Here is a 19102-nt window from a genome sequence, read left to right on the forward strand (position 1 = left end):
CTAGATGATCTGCCGCTCGCGCAACGCCGCCATCACCACCTTGCCATAATCGGCGGTGGCGTGGTTGGGGTCATCTTTTACGAAGCGCGAGGGGAAACCGGGCTCATCGGCGAAGAGTTCCACCATCGGGTCAAACACCGTCAGACCGCCTTTGCGCATCAAACGGATCAGTATTTCGCGGGCTTTATGGCCGTTGATATCAATGCCAATGGGCGGTGGCGGTACCACAAGCACATCGGCTTCGCGCGCCATGCGTTTGAGCACGCGTATATGCTGCGTGCGGTGATGCTGCACATAGGCGGTCAGAAACGCTTCGGAGGCCACAAGACCCTCTTCCGGCATCGGTTCGGCTTCGCTCACCACATGATGCCCGGTCCAGCGCAGCCCGCGCACCAACATACCCAAGTGAAAACCAATGGTGGTAATCACCGGCACGCCGAGCGTGAGGATATTGGTCACGCCTTGACGTTCGCGAATGCCGTCGATGGAGCGGCGACCCATCGGGGTGTTTTTCGGCACAATCCCATCGGTGTTGAAACCGAACTTTCCATCATGCCACCCCGCACCGCCGCAGCGGAACACCTCGGTTGCGATGCCAAGCTCTTTCGCCCCGTCTTCCAGCGCGATGGTGTGGCTGTCGCCGACCAGCAAAACCTCAGGCTTCATTGAACCGCTCCAAGATCATTTCTTCGCAAACCAACTCTTCTTCTGCGGCCTTTTTATCGGCCGCTTCACGGGCGGCACTATCGGATGTGGTGCGGCCATGCGCGGGGAGCGTGAGGTTTAGCCCTTTGAAGAAATGCCCCATCACAAGGTCCACGCCTTGGGCGGCGATGCCGCGCATATTGGGCTCAAAGAAGGTGCCGCGTGTGGGTGGGCTGGCGATAATCTCATAAGAGGGGAAGTAATCTACCGCCGCATGTGCGCGCGCCACATCGCCCGCCACCGCACGCAAAACGGATTTGGAATATTGCGTGGCCACAAGCACATGGTCGCCCGAAGCGGTGGCGACGAGCGGCACGGGGGAAACGGTTAGCAGCACCTTCAGATCGGGGTTCATTTCCCACATCAGTTCCAGCGCCAACTCCAAATCACGCAGGATCTCGGGATAGGTGTAGTTCTTGAACACATGCACCTCGGGATCAAAGGTGCCAACGCCAGTGCCGGGGCAAATGGAATAGCTTTGCCCCGTGCGAGAATTGATCCATCCTTCCGTGAGCCCGAGCGTGAACACGAACACATCCGCCTCGGTGATGCAGCGCTTGAAGGCACGCGCGGTGGACAGAACCGAGGCGCGGGCCTCGATCTCGCTCACAAAGCCTTCGGGTTCGATTTTGGGGCGCAAAAGGTCATGCACATGGCCCTTTTCATCGGTCCAAAGCTCCACCGCCTCGGGGCCAATATGGCCCGCTGCGAGCCGCGCCCAAATCAGCAGCTGCGCGGCGGTGTAAATATTGCCGGTGCGCGCCGAAAAGACCCCGTAATTGAAGCTGCGCGCAATCTCAGGCGGGGTGCGACCGGGGGCCGGTTCGGCATTCAGCCAGTTCATTTTGCGCGTCATCAGCGCGCGGCTGATGTGTTGCGCAAAGCATGAACCAAAAGTGGCAAAGATCGCATCGGCGGGCAAATCCCAGGCCGAGGTCCACAGATCAGAAAAGCCAAACAGCCCCGGTTCGGCTACGGCACTGCGCCAAAAGCCACGGGGGGCAATATGCTTGTAGGGATTGTCGCCGCTTGTCATCTTCTGCCCGAATTGCTGCGTTTCAATAGCGAAAGCATCGCAGGCAGCCGAACGGCTGGCAACAGGCAAAAGCTTGGAAGTTTTAGAGTTTAGCGCGCGATATGCGGGCGGAAGGTGTCAAACACCTGCTCATAGACCGCGCGTTTAAAAGGCACGATCTTTTCAATCAGCTCTGCCGGTTCCATCCATTGCCAGACCGAAAACTCGGGGTGTTCGGTGGCAATGTTGACATCGCTGTCTTGGCCCAGAAAGCGGAACAGGAACCACTTCTGTTTTTGGCCGCGATATTTGCCGCCCCAGATTTGGCCGATCAGTTCCTCGGGCAGATCATAGGTGACCCAATCCTCGGTCTTGGCGATCTTTTCCACCAAATCGGCGCGCACGCCGGTTTCTTCGAACAACTCGCGCAGCGCGGCTTCTTTCGGCTTTTCACCTGCATCAATGCCCCCTTGTGGCATTTGCCACGCATGGCCGGGGTTATCGATGCGCTGACCCGCGAAAATCAGCCCTTCGGCATTCATCAAAACAATGCCGACATTCTTGCGATAGGGCAGGGCGGAAAGATCTTTGCGCGACATGAGCGGAGCCTTTGCGGAAAAAGGGGGCCTTGCGGCCCCCGATGGTGCTTATTGCTGCGGGGCTTCCGCTTCAATCGGGGTCAGCGTGGCGCCCGCCACAGACAAACCTTTGATGATGTCGATCGCATAGGCCATCTGGAAGTCTTCAAGGCGCAGTTTTGCGGCCTCTTCGGCTTGCAGACGCTCTTCTTCGGCCTGTTTCTTCTCATCCTCGGTCATCGAGTCATTCGACAACACGCCGCGCAGATCGGCTTCCGAACGCATTTGACGTTCGGTCCCGGCCTCATCTTCGGCAGCGGGGGTTGCGGGCGGTTGCGGCACGACGATATCGGGCGCAATGCCAAGCGCTTGGATCGAACGGCCCGAGGGCGTGTAATAGCGCGAGGTGGTGAGCCGCATCGCACCTTCGCTTGCCACCGGGATCACCGTCTGCACAGAGCCTTTGCCGAAGCTTTTCGTGCCCACGACGATGGCGCGGTGATGGTCTTGCAGCGCCCCCGTCACAATTTCCGATGCCGAGGCAGAGCCACCGTTGATCAGCACGACAATCGGTTTGCCATCGGCCAGATCGCCCGGCGTAGCGTTGAACCGCTCGCTGTCTTCGGGGTTGCGGCCACGGGTCGAGACGATTTCGCCTTTATCCAAGAACGCATCCGAGACCGCGATGGCCTGCGTGAGCAGCCCACCGGGGTTGTTGCGCAGATCCAAGATCACGCCATTGAGCTTGTCGATCCCGCCCGCTTCTTCGGCCACTTTGGCGAGGCTGTCTTCAAGGTTCGGGAAGGTTTGGTCGTTGAAGGTGGTGATCCGCAAGATCGCGGTATTCGCCTCAAGCCGGCCTTTCACCGCCGTCAGTTTGATCGTGTCGCGGGTCATCGTCACGTCGAAGGGTTCGTTCTTGCCTTCGCGCACCACAGAAATGGTGATTTCGCTGCCAACCGGGCCCCGCATTTTGTCGACCGCTTGATCAAGCGTCAGCCCCATCAGGCTTTCGCCATCCACTTGGGTGATGAAATCGCCAGATTCGATGCCAGCGGCGGCGGCGGGGGTGCCATCAATCGGCGAAACCACTTTGACCACGCCGTTCTCTTGCGTGACCTCAATGCCAAGGCCACCGAAGGAGCCACGGGTTTGCACTTTCATATCGGCGTAATCATCGGCCGACATGTAGCTGGAATGCGGGTCCAGCGACGAAAGCATGCCGTTGATCGCCGCTTCGATCAGTTTTTTCTCATCGACCTGCTCAACGTAATCGGTGCGAATGCGCTCGAACACATCGCCAAAAAGATCAAGCTGTTGGTAGACCGAGGCGGGTTTTTGCACCTCTTGGGCCAGAAGCGGCGCAACCTGTGCCGAGAACAAGGTTCCCGCGATTGTGCCGCCCAGCGCGGCCATAACGAACTTTTTCATTCTCAACCCTTGTTCTGGCTTGTTTGGGCGAACCACGATGCGGGATCGATCGGCTCCTTGCCCTCTCTCAACTCGATATAAAGCGTTTCCGTGCGGCCCGCACCACTCCCCATCCGCGCATTTCGCACGAAATCCTCGCCAAACTCTTGTGCGCCGGGCTCTAGCCCACCCATCAACCCAATGGGCGCACCTGCCGCCAGCACATCGCCGGTTTCACCATAGACCGCGCCAAGCCCGGCCAGAACCAACAAATACCCCTCCGCAGGCTCAAGGATCATCACATTTGCGTAGTCCAAAAGCGGGCCGCGATAGCGGATTGTGGCGGGCCAAGGCGTTGTGACAAGCGCGGCAGGCGCGGTGGCCACCACCAGACCGGGGCGGCGAATACCCGCGGCGTCGGCTTCATTGAAAGCGCGCAGCACCCGGCCCAAAACCGGCATGGGCAAGCGGCCTTTGGCACCCTCGAAATCTTCCATCGGAGGGCCGATGTCGCTGTCGAGATCCACGATCCCGGAAGCAAAGCCCTCTAGCGTATCGACGCTTTCGACCAATTGGCGCAGTTCTTCGGGTTCTTCCAAATAGCGCTGGGGCAGGCCCTTGCGCTCCGATATCGCTTTTGACAGCGCCGTGCGCGCAGCCTGTACCGAGCCAAGCCCAGTTTCCAGCACTTGCGCTGCATTGCTTTGCACGGCGCGCAAACTGTCAATTTCTGCTAGATCGGCGCGCAACAGATCGGCCTCGGCATTTAAGGCCGGGGTCACAGAGCCCAAAATCATGCCAGAGCGGGCCGAGCCAAGCGGCCCAGAGGGGTGCAACAGCAACAGCGGCCCCTCGGATTGGCTCATCGTGCTCATGACCCCCAAGAGGCGGCCAATATCTTCGCGCTTGGCTTCAAACTGCGCGCGAATTTCGCCTTCGCGAATGGCTGCGCGGCGCAGCCCGTCGCGCAGCGCGCCAAGCCCGGTTTCATAAGCGGTGATCGTTTGTGTGAGCGCAGCGACCCGATCAGCCCGCGATTGCGCCGCATCAAGGGCCGCGATCGCGGCGCGCAGATCATCAGCGGCCTGTTGCGCGACATCCGCAGCAGGGCTGGCCATTGCCACCCCCGCCGAAAGACAAAGCGCAACAACCGCCGCCCGGATCATGCCGTGATCAGGCTTTCGCCGGTCATTTCTTCCGGCACGGGCAATTGCATCAGTTGCAACAGCGTCGGCGCCAGATCAGCGAGCCGCCCTTCGCGCAGCTTCACGCCCTCAGGTCCACCCACCAGCGCCACCGGCACAAGGTTGGTGGTATGCGCGGTATGCGGCCCGCCCGTTTCCGGGTCGATCATGGTTTCGCAGTTGCCGTGATCTGCGGTCACGATCATCGCCCCGCCGGCCTTTTCCAAAGCTTCCAACACTCGGCCAATATCGCGGTCAATCTCTTCGCAAGCCGCAATCGCAGCGGGAAGCGAGCCGGTATGGCCAACCATATCGGGGTTGGCATAGTTCACGATGATCAGGTCATAGCCCTTCTCAATCGCCGCCACGAATTGATCGGTCACCTCGGGCGCGCTCATTTCGGGCTGCAAATCATAGGTCGCCACTTTGGGCGATTTCGGCATGAACCGATCTTCCCCCGGCCAAGGCGCTTCTTTGCCGCCATTGAGGAAGAAGGTGACATGCGGATATTTCTCGGTTTCCGCCAAGTGGAACTGCGTAAGCCCTTGTTTGGAAACCCATTCACCAAGCGTATTGACGATGTCGCGCTTGGGGTAGGCGGTGGTCATATAGGCGTTGTGATCGACCGAATACTCCACCATGCCCAAAAGCGCAGACCATTGCGGGCGGGTGGAGACATCCATTTCTTCAAAGCCCGGCTCGGCCAAAGCGCGCAAAATCTCGCGGGCGCGGTCGGCGCGGAAGTTCAGGCAGAAGAAACCATCGCCATCTTGGGCGCCTTGGTAATTGCCGATCACCGTGGGTTTGATGAACTCGTCCATTTCCTTTTTGGCATAGCTTTGCGCCACGGCCTCGGCCGGGGTGGGGGCCGAGAAACCCTCCCCACGGACCATCGCGCCATAGGCAAGGCCCACGCGTTCCCAACGGTTGTCGCGGTCCATCGCCCAATAGCGGCCAATCACCGTGCCAACCGTGCAGCCCTCGGGCAGGCGGGCGACAAGCTCATCGACAAAGCGTGCGGCGGAATCAGGGGCCACGTCGCGACCATCGGTGATGGCGTGCAGCACGACCGGAACACCGGCCTCCGCCACCATTTTGCACGCGGCCAGCACGTGTTCGATATGGCCATGCACGCCACCATCGGAGACCACACCCATCAGATGCGCGCGCCCGTCTGCCGCTTTCACCTTGGCGATAAAATCAAGGATCGCGGTGTTTTGGAAAAAGCTGCCATCTTCGATCGCAAGGTCGATCTGGCCCAGATCCATCGCCACCACGCGGCCCGCGCCAATGTTCGTGTGCCCCACTTCCGAATTGCCCATCTGCCCGGTCGGCAGGCCCACATCAGGCCCAAAGGTGATCAGCGTCGATTTCGGGCAGGTGGAAAAAACCCGGTCGAGGTTGGGCGTATGCGCTTGCGCGGGGGCATTCCCCTCGGTTTCAGCACGTTCGCCCCAGCCATCAAGAATGCACAGAACAACGGGTTTCGGACGGGTCATAGGCGCCTCCAGAGCATTTGTTCCCCGTTTACGCCGCCAACCCGTTCTCGGCAACCATTGGGTTTACGGAGGGAAAGCGCGGGTCGTTTTCTGTGCCAAGTGGCGCGTTCAAACGCGGTGATAGGGCGTTCCGGCCAGAATTTGTCCGGCGCGGTAAAGCTGTTCAGAGAGCATCACCCGCACCATCATATGCGGCCAGACCATACGCCCGAAAGAAAGTGACCAATCCGCCTTGGCGCGCAGGCTTGGCGCAATGCCATCAGCCCCACCAATCACAAAGGCCAGATCGCGGGCATTGTCGCGCCAGCCGCCCAGTTTTGCCGCAAATTCGGGGGAGGACACCACATCGCCGCGTTCATCCAGTGTGATCAGCACCGCACCCGCGGGCAGGGCGCGCTCCAGCAGTGCGGCCTCCGCCTCCATGCCCAAATTGCGCTTATCTTCGACCTCAACGACCGAAGCCGGGCCAAGCCCTTGGGCTCGCCCGGCTTTGCCGAACCGATCAAGATAGTCGGAAATCAGCGCAAGTTCGGGCCCTTTGCGCAGCTTACCCACTGCGCAGATCGTGACCTTCATAAGCGCGCGTCAGACTTGGCTGCCCGCAGGCATCCACATCTTTTCAAGCTGGTAGAATTCGCGCACCTCGGGGCGGAACACATGGACGATCACATCGGCTGCATCAATCAGCACCCAATCGCCTTGATCCTTGCCCTCGATCTTGCAGGTGCGACCGAAATCTTCCTTCAGCCGTTCCACCAGCTTCTCGGCGATGGCGCCCACTTGCCGCGACGACCGGCCCGAGCAGATCACCATGTGATCGGCAATCGAGGAACGGCCGCGCAGATCAATCTGCACGATATCCTCGGCCTTATCATCATCGAGGGATTCGAGAACGCGCGCCAGAACCTGGTCGCTCGTGGGTTCGGCAGCCGCCGCAGCATTCGCGGTCATGGCTGCCACCGATGCGCCCGAAGTGCCAGACGCGACAGAGAGTTGAGACAGGACATTGTCCTCCGAAGGCTCACGCGCCGCAAAAGCCCCGGCGCCGGGCTAAACAAAGAGTAGCATCCGATGTGTTAAATCTCAACTGATGGCAAGAGGTATTGGCGCCGCAGTGTTTGTTATGGTTGCGAAAGCGCTGTTTCATCGCGTGACATTTCCTTGCGGGACTCAGGGCGATGCCCTATATCGCGCGGCATGATCCGCATTTTCGACATGGATGATCGCGCCCGCCTTCGTGAGCGCTTCTACGGCGAAAGCCGCTCTGTCCTTGCCCGACTGTGAAGTTGGCGCGGGGCTGATGCCCTATGTCTGACCGGCTTCATGCCGACCGATCTTCTAGCTATCGAAAGAGAGAGCCATGTCCGCTCCGAAGACCCTGTATGACAAGATCTGGGATGCCCACGTCGTTTCTGAAGACGCCGATGGCACCTGCCTGCTCTATATCGACCGCCACCTCGTGCATGAGGTGACCTCCCCGCAAGCCTTTGAAGGGTTGCGGATGGCGGGGCGCCAAGTGCGCTGCCCGGAAAAAACCATTGCCGTGCCGGATCACAACGTGCCCACCACCGAGGGCCGTGAAACCCATATCGACAACGAAGAAAGCCGCATCCAAGTCGAGGCGCTGGATAAAAACGCCCGTGACTTTGGCATCAACTATTATCCGGTGACCGATATCCGCCAAGGGATCGTGCACATTGTTGGCCCCGAGCAAGGCTGGACCCTGCCGGGCATGACCGTTGTGTGCGGCGACAGCCACACCGCGACGCATGGCGCTTTTGGCGCGCTGGCGCATGGCATCGGCACCTCGGAAGTGGAGCACGTTCTGGCGACGCAAACGCTGATCCAGAAAAAATCCAAAAACATGAAGGTGGAAATCACCGGCCAATTGAAGCCGGGTGTGACCGCCAAAGACATTACCCTTGCGGTGATTGGCAAAACCGGCACCGGCGGCGGCACCGGCCATGTGATCGAATATTGCGGCGAAGCGATCCGCGCGCTGTCGATGGAAGGCCGTATGACCGTTTGCAACATGGCGATTGAAGGCGGCGCCCGCGCTGGCTTGATTGCGCCGGATGAAACCACCTTTGCTTATGTGATGGGTCGCCCCCATGCGCCGAAGGGCGCGCAATGGGAAGCCGCGCTGACTTGGTGGAAAACGCTCTTCACCGATGAAGGCGCGCATTTCGATAAGGTCATCACGATCCGTGGCGAAGATATTGAGCCGGTTGTGACCTGGGGCACCTCGCCCGAAGACGTGCTGCCGATTTCGGCAGTGGTTCCCGCGCCGGAAGATTTCACCGGGGGTAAAGTCGAAGCAGCGAAACGCGCGCTTGATTACATGGGCCTGACGCCCGGCCAAAAACTGACCGATATTGCCATCGACACCGTTTTCATTGGCTCGTGCACCAATGGCCGGATCGAAGACCTGCGCGCTGCGGCGGAGATCGTGAAGGGCAAAAAGGTCAAAGAGGGTATGCGGGCGATGGTCGTGCCTGGCTCTGGCCTTGTGCGCGCGCAGGCCGAAGAAGAGGGGCTCGCCCAGATCTTCCTCGATGCGGGCTTTGAATGGCGTCTGGCCGGGTGCTCAATGTGCCTCGCCATGAACCCCGATCAGCTGGGCGAATATGAGCGTTGCGCCTCTACCTCGAACCGCAACTTCGAGGGCCGTCAGGGCTACAAGGGCCGCACCCATCTGGTGAGCCCGGCGATGGCGGCAGCGGCGGCCTTGACCGGCCACCTCACCGATGTTCGCGAGATGATGTAAGGAGCGACAGACATGGAAAAGTTCACCAAGGTCACCGGCATCGCCGCGCCCATGCCGCTCGTCAACATCGACACCGACATGATCATCCCGAAAGGGTTCTTGAAAACGATTAAGCGCACGGGTCTGGGCGTTCATGCCTTTGACGAGATGCGCTATGACCGCCAAGGCAACGAAATCCCGGATTTCGTGCTCAACAAGCCGCAATATCGCAAAACCGAAATTCTGGTTGCGGGCGATAACTTCGGCTGTGGCTCTTCGCGCGAGCATGCCCCTTGGGCGCTGGCCGATTTCGGCATCAAGGTGATCATCTCGACCTCGTTTGCGGACATCTTCTTCAACAACTCGTTCAAAAACGGGATGCTGCCGATTGTGTTGCCGCAAGAGCAGGTTGATCTGCTGATGTCGGATGCCGAAAAAGGCGAAAACGCCCGCATGACGGTGGATCTGGAAGCGCAGGAAATCACCACGTCGGATGGTCAGGTGATCAAATTCGAAGTGGATGCGTTCAAAAAGCACTGCCTGCTCAATGGGCTCGACGATATCGGCCTGACGCTGGAAAAAGCGACGGCGATCGACACGTTCGAAGGCCAAGCCGCGCAAAGCCGCCCTTGGGTCTAACACCCTTTAGTGGGTGCCAACCCATTGAAACACAACATGAAGGGCCGCCCATTGGGCGGCCTTATTTTTGTACCTTTATTGATGCATTCCCGCACCAGTTGGACCCACAAATCGCCCGAAAGGTATCCAAACTCTATCCCAAAGGTTGCAATGCAGAACGCATTTGGGCAGAATCATGGCAGAAACAAGGCAGTTCGCCGCAATAGGCGAAAACACATGGCACAGGTTCGGCAAAGTATCGGATCTGGCAGAGGCAAAGGGCAAAACCGTGGTCGGACGCTATTTTGGCGCGCTGATAAGGGCGATTTTGATCGTCGTTGTCATCGCACTGCCATCCATGATTCTCCCCGCAGTTAGCGCCGATACCGGGCAGATCGTGACCCTGATCGCGTTCTTTGCCGCCGCGCTGACCTTCTTTGAATATGCGTCTGTCTATCCGGGGCTGGTCGAGTTTCGTGACGCCCCGCCCTTTAACCGCATTCGCTATGTGTCGCTGTTTGCGACTGTGGGGCTTTTGTCTGTCGTGGTCTTGGCGCGCAGCGAGGCTTCAACCTTTGCGAGCTTTGTTGATGTTCTGGGCGCAGCGATGGCCCGTTCCATCGACTTGCCTTACAGCCCGGTGCGGCTTCTGGTGCTGATGCTGCCCGCCAATGCAAGCGCCGATCAGGTGGAACTGGTGCGCACGGCTGGGGGGCTTGCCTATATGACCTCGCTCGTCACGCTGGGCTATTTCGTTGTGGTGATCCGCGCGCTGGGCTGGCCGATGCGGGGTCATGGGTTCAACGTTTGGGTGAACCTGCCCACCTTTGACCCGACAACCGGCGGCGATGTGGTGGAGCGTTTGCGCCGCGATGCTTGGTTCAACATTGCTTTGGGCTTCCTTTTGCCGTTCCTTATTCCGGCGGTGATCAAGGCGATCTCGACCGGATTTGCGCCGGTCACACTGGAATCGCCGCATACGATGATCTGGACGGTGACGGCATGGGCTTTCCTTCCTGCCAGCCTGTTCATGCGCGGCATCGCGATGGGCCGGGTGGCCAGCATGATCGAGGAAAAACGGCGCACCTCGGATGCGTCTGGTTTGCAGCCGGCCTGATTTCTCTCCTTTGCGGGACCTCTGCCGGGGCCGAAGGGCTGCGGCTCGCGATCTATTCCGCCAACTTTTCGGCCAAAGGGCCGGGGTTGGTGTTGCAGCAGTTGGAACGTGGCCAAGATCCGCAGATTGAGGCGGCGCTTGCGGTAATTTCCGAAGCGGCCGCTGATATCTTGCTGCTCACAAATCTGGATTGGGATTACCACGGTGAAACGCTTGGCGCGTTGCAAGCGCGGTTGGCGGGGCAGGGGCTCGACTATCTCTTTGCCTTCGCACCGCAGCCCAATACCGGGGTGGATACGGGCGTTGACCTTGATGGCAATGGCCGCTTTGGCGAGGCCCGTGATGCGCAGGGCTATGGCTGGTTTACCGGCCAGCATGGCATGGCGCTGCTGTCGCGTTTTCCGATTGAAGCAGAGGCCGCGCAGGATTTTTCGACCCTACTTTGGCGCGATGTGCCGCAAAACCAAATATCCGGCGCGGCTCTGCCCGAGGGGGCGGAGGATGTGCTGCGGCTTTCCTCTACCGCGCATTGGGATGTGCCGGTACAGACGCCGGAGGGCGTGCTGCATCTGTGGGCCTATGCCGCCACGCCCCCGGTTTTTGATGGGCCCGAAGATCGCAATGGTCGCCGTAACGCCGATGAAAACCGTTTTTGGTTGCACTATCTCAACGGCACCTTGCGGCAACAGCCCGCTCTCGAGCCGTTCGTTTTGCTGGGGCTTGCCAATCTGGACCCAAACCGGGGCGAGGGGCAGCGCGGCGCGATCCTTGACCTGCTGACAGACCCGCGTTTGCAAGACCCCGCGCCCACCGGGCCGGGCGCGCCTGCATCAAACCCCACCGCAACAGCGGATTTTGGCGAAAGCATTGGCCCCTTGCGGGTCGATTACATTTTGCCCGCTGCCGATCTGACGGTTCTGGACGCCGGGTTGATCTGGCCCGCACCCGCACAAAAGGGCGTGAAACGGGCGCTTCTCTGGGTCGATCTGGCGCGGCGTTAAGGGCCGCGCTTGACCGCGCGTCGCCCAAAGGCTAGGCCGCTTGCAACCCTTTATCCGTTGGAGAAGATCATGGCCAATCCTTCCATTCTCATCCTCGCCGGTGACGGCATCGGCCCCGAAGTCATGGCCGAGGTGAAGAAAATCATCACGTGGTATGGCGACAAGCGCGACCTCGCTTTTGATGTGAGCGAAGACCTTGTGGGCGGTGCGGCTTATGACGTGCATGGTGTGCCGCTGGCCGATGAAACCATGGCCAAAGCGCAAGAAGTGGACGCCGTGCTTTTGGGCGCCGTGGGCGGCCCGAAATATGACGTGCTCGACTTCTCGGTGAAGCCCGAGCGTGGCCTACTGCGCCTGCGTAAAGAAATGGATCTGTTCGCCAACCTGCGCCCGGCGCAGTGCTTTGACGCGCTGGCTGATTTCTCGTCTTTGAAAAAAGACGTGGTCGCGGGGCTCGACATCATGATCGTGCGCGAACTGACCTCGGGTGTTTACTTCGGCCAACCGCGCGGCATCACCACGCTGGAAGATGGCTCGCGCGTGGGGATCAACACCCAGCACTACACCACCGAAGAAATCCGCCGCGTGGCGCGTTCGGCTTTTGAACTGGCCAAACGTCGCGGCAACAAAGTCTGCTCGATGGAAAAAGCCAACGTCATGGAATCGGGCATTCTGTGGCGCGAAGAAGTGCAATGGGTGCATGACAACGAATATCCGGAAGTCGAGCTGAGCCACATGTTCGCCGACAACGGCGCGATGCAGCTTGTGCGTTGGCCCAAACAGTTCGACGTGATCCTGACCGACAACCTGTTCGGCGATATTCTGTCTGATTGTGCCGCGATGCTGACCGGCTCGCTCGGCATGCTGCCCTCGGCCAGCCTTGGCGCGCCGATGGAAAATGGCCGCCCGAAAGCGATGTACGAACCGGTGCACGGCTCGGCCCCCGATATTGCGGGCCAAGGCAAAGCCAACCCGATCGCCTGTATCCTCAGCTTCGCGATGGCGCTGCGCTTCAGCTTTGACCAAGGCGAAGAAGCGACCCGCCTTGAAAAAGCGATCGAGAAAGTGCTGGCCGATGGTGTGCGCACGGCCGATCTGATGGGCCCCGAAGGCGGCACCCCGGTTTCCACCGCGCAGATGGGCGACAAAATCATCGAAGCGCTGGAAGCCAGCCTCTAAGCAAGGCGCGGAAATTTCAAACAAAACGCATCGGCGCGGGGCGAAAGCCTCGCGCCTTTTGCTTTCGCGCTTGCCGGGGGGACGCATTGCCGCATATGGGGAAAAAGGAGGTGCGCATGACCGACGCAAGCAAAAACAATGCGAAAGGGGCCCTGCTGGGGCTCGCCTCTATGGCGGTTTACGCCACCCATGATGCGGTGGCGAAGCTACTGGGCGGGCATTACGCTGCCGTGCAGATCATCTTCTTTTCTGCACTGCTCAGTTTCCCCGTGCTCACTGTGATTTTGCTGCGCGACAAGCGCGAGGCCAGCCTGCGCCCGGTGCGCCCCGGTTGGGTTTTGGCCCGTGCGGCGGCGACTGTCGCTACCGGGGTTTGCGCCTTTTACGCCTTTTCGCATCTGCCGCTTGCGCAGGTCTATCCGATCCTTTTTGCGATGCCGCTGTTGATCACCATCTTCGCGATCCCGATCTTGGGCGAGAAAGTGGGCCTGCATCGCTGGGCTGCCGTGATCGTGGGGCTGATTGGCGTCTTGATCGTGGTGCGCCCCGGTCAGGCAGAGCTTGGTATGGGGCACCTTGCGGCACTTGCAGCAGCGATTTGTGGCGCCACGGCTTCCGTCATCGTGCGCAAGATCGGCAAAGAGGAACGCTCGGTCGTGCTGCTCCTTTCGCCGCTATTGGGGAATTTCGTCGCGATGGGCTTGGCCCTGCCCTTTGTTTGGGTGCCGCTCGAGATTTCCGCGCTGGGCCTGATGGGGGTGATTGCACTGTTTGGTCTTACGGGGGCGTTTTTGTCGATTCTCGCCTATCGCACCGGCGAGGCGGCGATTGTCGCGCCGATGCAATATTCGCAGATCGTTTGGGCGGTGTTGTTTGGCTGGGTGTTCTTTGACGAAGGCGTGGATGCGGTCACGCTTTTGGGTGCCTCGGTGGTGATTGCCTCGGGCCTTTACATCGTTTGGCGCGAAAGCACCGCGCATACCTCGCAATTTACCCCGGTTTTGCGCACGCGTGGGCGGACCGAATTTGTCACCGCACCCCGCGCCTCGATCTTGCAACGCGCGCTTAATCCCAGCGCGCGGGGTGGGCGCTGAAACGTCGCGGCATAAAAGGTCACGAATCCCCCTTGCAAATACCTGCGGGGTTCGGTAACTCGCCCCTCACGGTCGGAGCGTAGCGCAGCCTGGTAGCGCACCTGCTTCGGGAGCAGGGGGTCGGAGGTTCGAATCCTCTCGCTCCGACCATTTCCCGAAAATCCAAACTTTTGGTGCCAAGCCTTTCAAGGGCTTGCGCATGCGCGGTCGCCGAGAACCGCCGATGCACAGCATTGGCGTGATGCGCCACAATTTCGCCACGCTTCGTTCCTCCTTTGACCCGGTGACGTTCGCAATTTGCCCCGTGTGTAAGGGGGATGATCATGCAGATCGTGTTTTCGGATCGGTTTACGGCGGGGCTTGCGCTGCTGGACACAGACATCAGGCAGCTTGATGTAGTCACCACGGCCAGCGGCAGCTTTCTTTACACCGCCACAGGCGTGAATGGCGGGCTTGCTTGCTATGATCTTTCTACCGCTACGCCCGTGTTGCTGGACACGGCCTATTTTTCTTCTGCGATGCGCTCGATGGGGATGGTGGGGCTCGACTGGCTGACCACCAGCACGAACGCGCGGCTGATCTTCGGCATCACTCAAGCGGGCGATATGCTGACGGCGAATGTTGCCGCGCCCGGAGATTTGGGCAGCTTGGCGACGATTTATCTGGATGATGCCTATTCGCCATGGCTGCAAAGCGGGCTGGTTTCCACCCTTCTCTCCAACGGGACGCAGATGGTCTATGTGGCCGATGCGATCAGTGGCGCGCTAGAGGGCTATACCGTGTCTGACCGTGCGCGGGTTGCGCATGTGTCGAGCACCCCCGGCGATGTGCTGCCAACACTCGGCCCAGTGCTGCTGGAAACCGTGAACGCTCATGGCGCGGATTATCTGTTGCGGGCTGATGATGCGCTGGATGGGGTCGACCTCTACCGGATTGAGGCGAATGGCAGCCTGACCCGCACTGGGCAATTGGGCGCGGAAAACGGGCTGGGGGTGAACACACCCACGGTGATGGGAACTGTGCAAGCGTGGGGCGAGACCTTCGTGATTTTGGGCGCAGCGGGCAGCAGTTCGCTGTCCGTGATGCGGATCGCGGCGGATGGCAGCCTCCAGCCCACCGATCATTTGTTGGATACGCTTGAGACCCGCTTTGGAAATATTTCTGCCCTAGAGGTGGTGACGGTGGGGGACCGGGTCTTTGTGGCGGCCGCAGGGGCCGATAGCGGGCTGACACTCTTCACGCTCTTGCCGCAAGGCCAGCTGCTTTACCTGCAAACGCTGGAGCATCAATTTGGCTTTGGGCTGGAAAACATCACCGCGCTTGAAAGCAGTGTTGATGGCACAACGCTTAGCCTTTTCGCGGCCTCGGGCACGGAGGCGGGGCTCAGCCGCCTGACGCTCGACCTTGCAAGCCTTGGCGTGACCGAAAGCGGGGCCAGCACGGGCGCGGTGATACGCACCGGCGATGCGCTGGATGATTTTCTGATCTCCAACAGCATTGGCGCCGATACGCTGCTTGGCAATGCGGGCGATGATATTCTGGTGTCGGGGCCGGGCGCGACGCAGATGTTTGGCGGTACAGGCAATGATCTGTTCGTCATCCGCCCCGGCGTGGCGCGGCACTATGTGATGGATTGGGAGGCCGGGGATCGGTTGGATCTGAGCGCTTTGCCGATGCTGCGCAGCACCGCGCAATTGGAGGCAACCTCCACCAGCCGCGGGGTGTTGCTGCGTTTCCAGGGATACGAGATTGAGATCGTCGCCCGAGACGGCCAGCCGATGGGGCTATCGGACATTTTCTCCGGGCTCAGCCTTGGCGGCGCGGATCGGGTGATGGTCCTTGGCACAGGCGCGGGCCAATGGCTGCTGGGCGGGGTCGGGCCGGACACACTGCGCGGCGGCACTGGCAATGACACGCTATCGGGAGAGGGAGCTGATGACCGACTTGAGGCTGGCGCGGGGGATGATGTGCTGGATGGCGGGTCGGGAAATGATGCGCTTTTTGGTGCGGCGGGGAATGACACGCTTTTGGGCGCAGATGGCCATGATTTCTTGGCGGGCGAAGCCGGAAATGATGATCTCTTCGCGGGCGCGGGGAATGATTTGGTGCTTGGCGGCACAGAGAACGACACGATCCGGGGCGATGCGGGCAATGACACGCTTTTTGGCGAAGATGGGGATGATCGTCTCGAAGCAGGTGCCGATGACGACTATCTCGATGGTGGCCTTGGGAACGATGCGCTTTTTGCCTCCGGGGGCAATGACACGCTGATAGGTGGCGCAGGCCATGATTTCCTCGCCGGTGAGGCCGGGGCCGATGACATCTTTGCCGGTGAAGGCAATGATCTGGTGCTCGGCGGCACGGAGAACGACACGATCCGGGGTGAGGCGGGGAATGACACGCTTTTTGGCGAAGATGGGGATGATCGTCTCGAAGCGGGTGCCGATGATGACTATCTTGATGGTGGTCTTGGGAATGATGCGCTTTTTGCCTCCGGGGGCAATGACACGCTGATAGGTGGTGCAGGCCATGATTTCCTCGCCGGTGAAGCTGGGGCCGATGACATCTTTGCCGGTGAAGGCAATGATCTGGTGCTCGGCGGCACGGAGAACGACACGATCCGGGGCGAGGCGGGCAATGACACGCTTTGGGGTGAAGACGGGGATGATCGTCTCGAAGCGGGTGCCGATGACGATTATCTTGACGGTGGTCTTGGGAACGATGCGCTTTTCGCCGCAACCGGGAACGACACACTTTTTGGTGGCGCGGGCCATGATTTCCTTGCCGGTGAATTGGGCCATGATGTGCTGGAGGGCGGCGCAGGCAATGACTTGTTGCTCGGCGGGGGCGAGAATGACACGCTTTCCGGCGGGCTTGGCGATGATACGCTTTGGGGTGAAGCGGGGGCGGATGTCTTTGTCTTTGCCTCGGGCGATGGCGCCGATGTTATCGGGGATTTCTCTGCGGCTTCTGGCGACCGGATCAACCTTACAAGCCTAACGAGCGTGGCCGATTTTGCCACGCTGATAAGTTCCGCAAGCGCGCTATCCGGGGCGACGCTCTTGGACTTTGGCGCTGATGGCAGCCTAACCCTGATTGGCCTGAGCCCCGCTGTACTTCAGGCGGATTGGTTCTTCTTTGCATGAAGCAAAGAGCATTATGCGATGAAATCCGGCGTAAGCCGATGGCAAGATTTCCTTAACCATGCCGCGTTATGCCTTGAAAAACAGGCCCTTCACGGCATAGGATTTCGCCAATAGGTTGTGATGCATCCCCCTCTTTCCCGATCAGCACAGGGTCACGGGCATCTTGCCCTTGGACCAAAAGTCACCCTTGGCCGTTTTGACGGGCAGGACCCATGATTGAGACCCTCAAAAGACGAGCACAGGTGATTGCCGCGCTGATGCTGCGGGATATGCGCACGCGGTTTGGTAGCAGCCATCTTGGCTATATTATTCAGATCTTGTGGCCGCTCACGCATTTGGTGGCGATCACCTTGATTTTCTCTTTTTTGCGGCGCACCACGCCGATCTTTGGAGCAGAAAATTCCGTTTATATTGCCACAGGGGTCTTGCCATATATCTTGATGATCTATCCGTCGCGCATGACGAGCTATGCGATCGACACGGGTCGACAAACACTGGTCTTTCCGATCGTCAAGCCGCTAGATATCATTCTGGCGCGCGCCTTCGTTGAGATTCTGACGGCCTTCGTTGTCGTTATTCTCTACATTCAATGGAGCCTTCTTTACGGTATCGAAGTGCTTCCCGAAAACTATGAAATGGCTGCTGAGGCAATTTTGGCGACGGTCTATTTGTCGACAGCGCTTGGTATTGTTGGAAACGTGTTTCTGGCTTTGTCAAATTTCTGGGGCACGCTTTTGGCAATCATGATGATTTTCGCCTATCTCTTATCGGGAATTTTCTTTCCGATGGCGAGCCTCAAGCCGGAAACGCAGGCCATTTTGTGGTGGAACCCAGTCGCGCATTGCGTCGAATGGCTTCGCGCCTCCTATTACATCGGTTATGGACAAGAATTCGTGTCGAAAGCCTATGTGTTTTGGACCGCGACAGTGCTTTTATTCTTGGGGCTTTTGGGCGAAAAATTCCTGCGTGGAAAGTTGATTGCCGGATGATCGACCTAGAGCATGTGACAAAATTCTACAAAAATCGGGGGCGGCGTAAGCTGATCCTTGATGATGTCAGCTTCTCGATGCTCTCGGGCACCAGCTACGGCATTATCGGCATCAACGGGGCGGGCAAATCGACGACGATGCGGCTTTTGTCGGGGTCAGAATTGCCCAATTCGGGCAAGATTCGGCGCAATGTGCGCGTCTCTTGGCCGCTTGGCTTTGCGGGCGGGCTTCATCCGCGCCTTTCGGGGCGAGAAAACACCCATTTCATTGCAAGGCTTTACGGTGAAGATATTCGTAAAGTCGCGGATTTCGTCGAAGACTTTTCCGAACTCGGATCGGACTTCGATCTGCCGACGGGGCTTTATTCCTCGGGGATGATGCAACGCTTGGCGTTTGGCCTTTCCATGGCGATCGAATTTGAATGCTACCTGATCGACGAGGTCATGGCAGTGGGTGATGCACGTTTTCAAGAAAGATGCGCGTCTGAATTCCAAAAACGAAAAAACACGTCTGATGTCGTGATTATTTCCCATTCGATGGAGATGATCCGGGAGTATTGCAACAAATGTCTGGTTTTGGCGCATGGGGTTTTGCACGAGTTTTCCGATGTGTCGGATGCGATCGAACTTTACAAAAAGCTGAACCAGTAGGGAAACCGGGGCAATGTCCATGACGCAAGGACCAAAAGCAGGAACTCCGCCGGTCGATGCGCGTGGGCGCCGTGATCTTGAGGCGGCCAAGGCTCTTTCACAAGAAGTGCGGGCACAAATTCGGGAATTGATCCCACGCGCACGCACTGCAGCAAGTCGTGCTTACGGCGG

The 19102-nt window shown here is 59.3% G+C and carries 17 protein-coding genes and 1 tRNA gene; 10 read left to right on the forward strand and 8 right to left on the reverse strand.

Going from position 1 to position 19102, the window contains the following annotated elements:
- From CRO18_RS10425 to rsfS, 8 genes are all read right to left on the reverse strand, one after another.
- Positions 1 to 666 carry a hypothetical protein gene (locus CRO18_RS10425; protein WP_097082070.1) on the reverse strand — a complete coding sequence of 222 codons (666 nt, stop codon included), beginning with the start codon at positions 664 to 666 and terminating at the stop codon, positions 1 to 3.
- Positions 656 to 1741, reverse strand: coding sequence for a GSCFA domain-containing protein (locus tag CRO18_RS10430; RefSeq protein WP_076484310.1), 1086 nt, complete (start codon positions 1739 to 1741; stop codon positions 656 to 658). The genes CRO18_RS10425 and CRO18_RS10430 overlap by 11 nt, the downstream gene beginning before the upstream one ends.
- Positions 1742 to 1830: 89 nt before the next feature.
- Entirely contained in the window at positions 1831 to 2319 is a 489-nt protein-coding gene (locus CRO18_RS10435) for an RNA pyrophosphohydrolase (protein WP_097082071.1), read from the reverse strand.
- A 48-nt stretch (positions 2320 to 2367) separates the two neighbouring features.
- Positions 2368 to 3729: a S41 family peptidase gene (locus CRO18_RS10440; RefSeq protein ID WP_076484308.1), complete on the reverse strand. Its 1362-nt coding sequence runs from the start codon at positions 3727 to 3729 to the stop codon at positions 2368 to 2370.
- 2 nt (positions 3730 to 3731) lie between these two features.
- Positions 3732 to 4874: a murein hydrolase activator EnvC gene (locus tag CRO18_RS10445; protein ID WP_076484307.1), complete on the reverse strand. Its 1143-nt coding sequence runs from the start codon at positions 4872 to 4874 to the stop codon at positions 3732 to 3734.
- The gene (gene gpmI / locus CRO18_RS10450) at positions 4871 to 6391 is read right to left on the reverse strand and encodes a 2,3-bisphosphoglycerate-independent phosphoglycerate mutase (protein ID WP_097082072.1); all 1521 of its coding nucleotides are present in this window, start codon (positions 6389 to 6391) and stop codon (positions 4871 to 4873) included. The genes CRO18_RS10445 and gpmI overlap by 4 nt, the downstream gene beginning before the upstream one ends.
- Positions 6392 to 6499: 108 nt before the next feature.
- The gene (gene rlmH, locus CRO18_RS10455; RefSeq protein WP_097082073.1) at positions 6500 to 6967 is read right to left on the reverse strand and encodes a 23S rRNA (pseudouridine(1915)-N(3))-methyltransferase RlmH; all 468 of its coding nucleotides are present in this window, start codon (positions 6965 to 6967) and stop codon (positions 6500 to 6502) included.
- Positions 6968 to 6976: 9 nt separating this feature from the next.
- A complete protein-coding gene (gene rsfS, locus CRO18_RS10460; protein WP_076484304.1) occupies positions 6977 to 7342 on the reverse strand; it encodes a ribosome silencing factor in 366 nt (121 codons plus the stop codon).
- A gap of 409 nt (positions 7343 to 7751) precedes the next feature.
- Between rsfS and leuC the strand changes: the two genes are divergently transcribed.
- From leuC to CRO18_RS10510, 10 genes are all read left to right on the forward strand, one after another.
- Positions 7752 to 9158, forward strand: coding sequence for a 3-isopropylmalate dehydratase large subunit (gene leuC / locus CRO18_RS10465; protein WP_076484303.1), 1407 nt, complete (start codon positions 7752 to 7754; stop codon positions 9156 to 9158).
- A gap of 12 nt (positions 9159 to 9170) precedes the next feature.
- Positions 9171 to 9776, forward strand: a complete 606-nt coding sequence (leuD, locus tag CRO18_RS10470) for a 3-isopropylmalate dehydratase small subunit (protein WP_076484302.1) — start codon at positions 9171 to 9173, stop codon at positions 9774 to 9776.
- 268 nt (positions 9777 to 10044) lie between these two features.
- Complete coding sequence (locus tag CRO18_RS10475) at positions 10045 to 10872, forward strand: hypothetical protein (RefSeq protein WP_076484523.1); 828 nt, start codon at positions 10045 to 10047, stop codon at positions 10870 to 10872.
- A gap of 101 nt (positions 10873 to 10973) precedes the next feature.
- Positions 10974 to 11873: an endonuclease/exonuclease/phosphatase family protein gene (locus CRO18_RS10480; protein WP_249276042.1), complete on the forward strand. Its 900-nt coding sequence runs from the start codon at positions 10974 to 10976 to the stop codon at positions 11871 to 11873.
- A gap of 69 nt (positions 11874 to 11942) precedes the next feature.
- Positions 11943 to 13052 (forward strand): 3-isopropylmalate dehydrogenase, encoded by a 1110-nt coding sequence (gene leuB / locus CRO18_RS10485; RefSeq protein ID WP_076484301.1) that lies wholly within the window; start codon positions 11943 to 11945, stop codon positions 13050 to 13052.
- A gap of 116 nt (positions 13053 to 13168) precedes the next feature.
- Positions 13169 to 14146, forward strand: a complete 978-nt coding sequence (locus CRO18_RS10490) for a DMT family transporter (RefSeq protein WP_097082074.1) — start codon at positions 13169 to 13171, stop codon at positions 14144 to 14146.
- Positions 14147 to 14219: 73 nt separating this feature from the next.
- Positions 14220 to 14296, forward strand: a tRNA-Pro gene (locus CRO18_RS10495).
- Positions 14297 to 14469: 173 nt separating this feature from the next.
- Positions 14470 to 17292 carry a calcium-binding protein gene (locus CRO18_RS10500; RefSeq protein WP_170952630.1) on the forward strand — a complete coding sequence of 941 codons (2823 nt, stop codon included), beginning with the start codon at positions 14470 to 14472 and terminating at the stop codon, positions 17290 to 17292.
- 212 nt (positions 17293 to 17504) lie between these two features.
- Positions 17505 to 18281 (forward strand): ABC transporter permease, encoded by a 777-nt coding sequence (locus tag CRO18_RS10505; RefSeq protein WP_097082076.1) that lies wholly within the window; start codon positions 17505 to 17507, stop codon positions 18279 to 18281.
- Positions 18278 to 18931, forward strand: a complete 654-nt coding sequence (locus CRO18_RS10510; RefSeq protein ID WP_097082077.1) for an ABC transporter ATP-binding protein — start codon at positions 18278 to 18280, stop codon at positions 18929 to 18931. The genes CRO18_RS10505 and CRO18_RS10510 overlap by 4 nt, the downstream gene beginning before the upstream one ends.
- Positions 18932 to 19102: the final 171 nt, after the last annotated feature.

Origin of the sequence: Rhodobacter sp. JA431 (assembly GCF_900217725.1) — a bacterium.
GTDB classification, from domain to species: domain Bacteria; phylum Pseudomonadota; class Alphaproteobacteria; order Rhodobacterales; family Rhodobacteraceae; genus Rhodobacter; species Rhodobacter aestuarii.

What these genes read in the sequence shown, in the direction of transcription:
- rsfS (WP_076484304.1), bottom strand. Translation starts at nt 7,342, where the DNA reads ATGACCGCGAATGCTGCGGCGGCTGCCGAACCCACGAGCGACCAGGTT.
- CRO18_RS10505 (WP_097082076.1), top strand. Translation starts at nt 17,505, where the DNA reads ATGATTGAGACCCTCAAAAGACGAGCACAGGTGATTGCCGCGCTGATG.
- CRO18_RS10510 (WP_097082077.1), top strand. Translation starts at nt 18,278, where the DNA reads ATGATCGACCTAGAGCATGTGACAAAATTCTACAAAAATCGGGGGCGG.
- leuB (WP_076484301.1), top strand. Translation starts at nt 11,943, where the DNA reads ATGGCCAATCCTTCCATTCTCATCCTCGCCGGTGACGGCATCGGCCCC.
- leuD (WP_076484302.1), top strand. Translation starts at nt 9,171, where the DNA reads ATGGAAAAGTTCACCAAGGTCACCGGCATCGCCGCGCCCATGCCGCTC.
- leuC (WP_076484303.1), top strand. Translation starts at nt 7,752, where the DNA reads ATGTCCGCTCCGAAGACCCTGTATGACAAGATCTGGGATGCCCACGTC.
- CRO18_RS10445 (WP_076484307.1), bottom strand. Translation starts at nt 4,874, where the DNA reads ATGATCCGGGCGGCGGTTGTTGCGCTTTGTCTTTCGGCGGGGGTGGCA.
- CRO18_RS10490 (WP_097082074.1), top strand. Translation starts at nt 13,169, where the DNA reads ATGACCGACGCAAGCAAAAACAATGCGAAAGGGGCCCTGCTGGGGCTC.
- CRO18_RS10440 (WP_076484308.1), bottom strand. Translation starts at nt 3,729, where the DNA reads ATGAAAAAGTTCGTTATGGCCGCGCTGGGCGGCACAATCGCGGGAACC.
- gpmI (WP_097082072.1), bottom strand. Translation starts at nt 6,391, where the DNA reads ATGACCCGTCCGAAACCCGTTGTTCTGTGCATTCTTGATGGCTGGGGC.
- CRO18_RS10500 (WP_170952630.1), top strand. Translation starts at nt 14,470, where the DNA reads ATGCAGATCGTGTTTTCGGATCGGTTTACGGCGGGGCTTGCGCTGCTG.
- CRO18_RS10435 (WP_097082071.1), bottom strand. Translation starts at nt 2,319, where the DNA reads ATGTCGCGCAAAGATCTTTCCGCCCTGCCCTATCGCAAGAATGTCGGC.
- rlmH (WP_097082073.1), bottom strand. Translation starts at nt 6,967, where the DNA reads ATGAAGGTCACGATCTGCGCAGTGGGTAAGCTGCGCAAAGGGCCCGAA.
- CRO18_RS10430 (WP_076484310.1), bottom strand. Translation starts at nt 1,741, where the DNA reads ATGACAAGCGGCGACAATCCCTACAAGCATATTGCCCCCCGTGGCTTT.
- CRO18_RS10425 (WP_097082070.1), bottom strand. Translation starts at nt 666, where the DNA reads ATGAAGCCTGAGGTTTTGCTGGTCGGCGACAGCCACACCATCGCGCTG.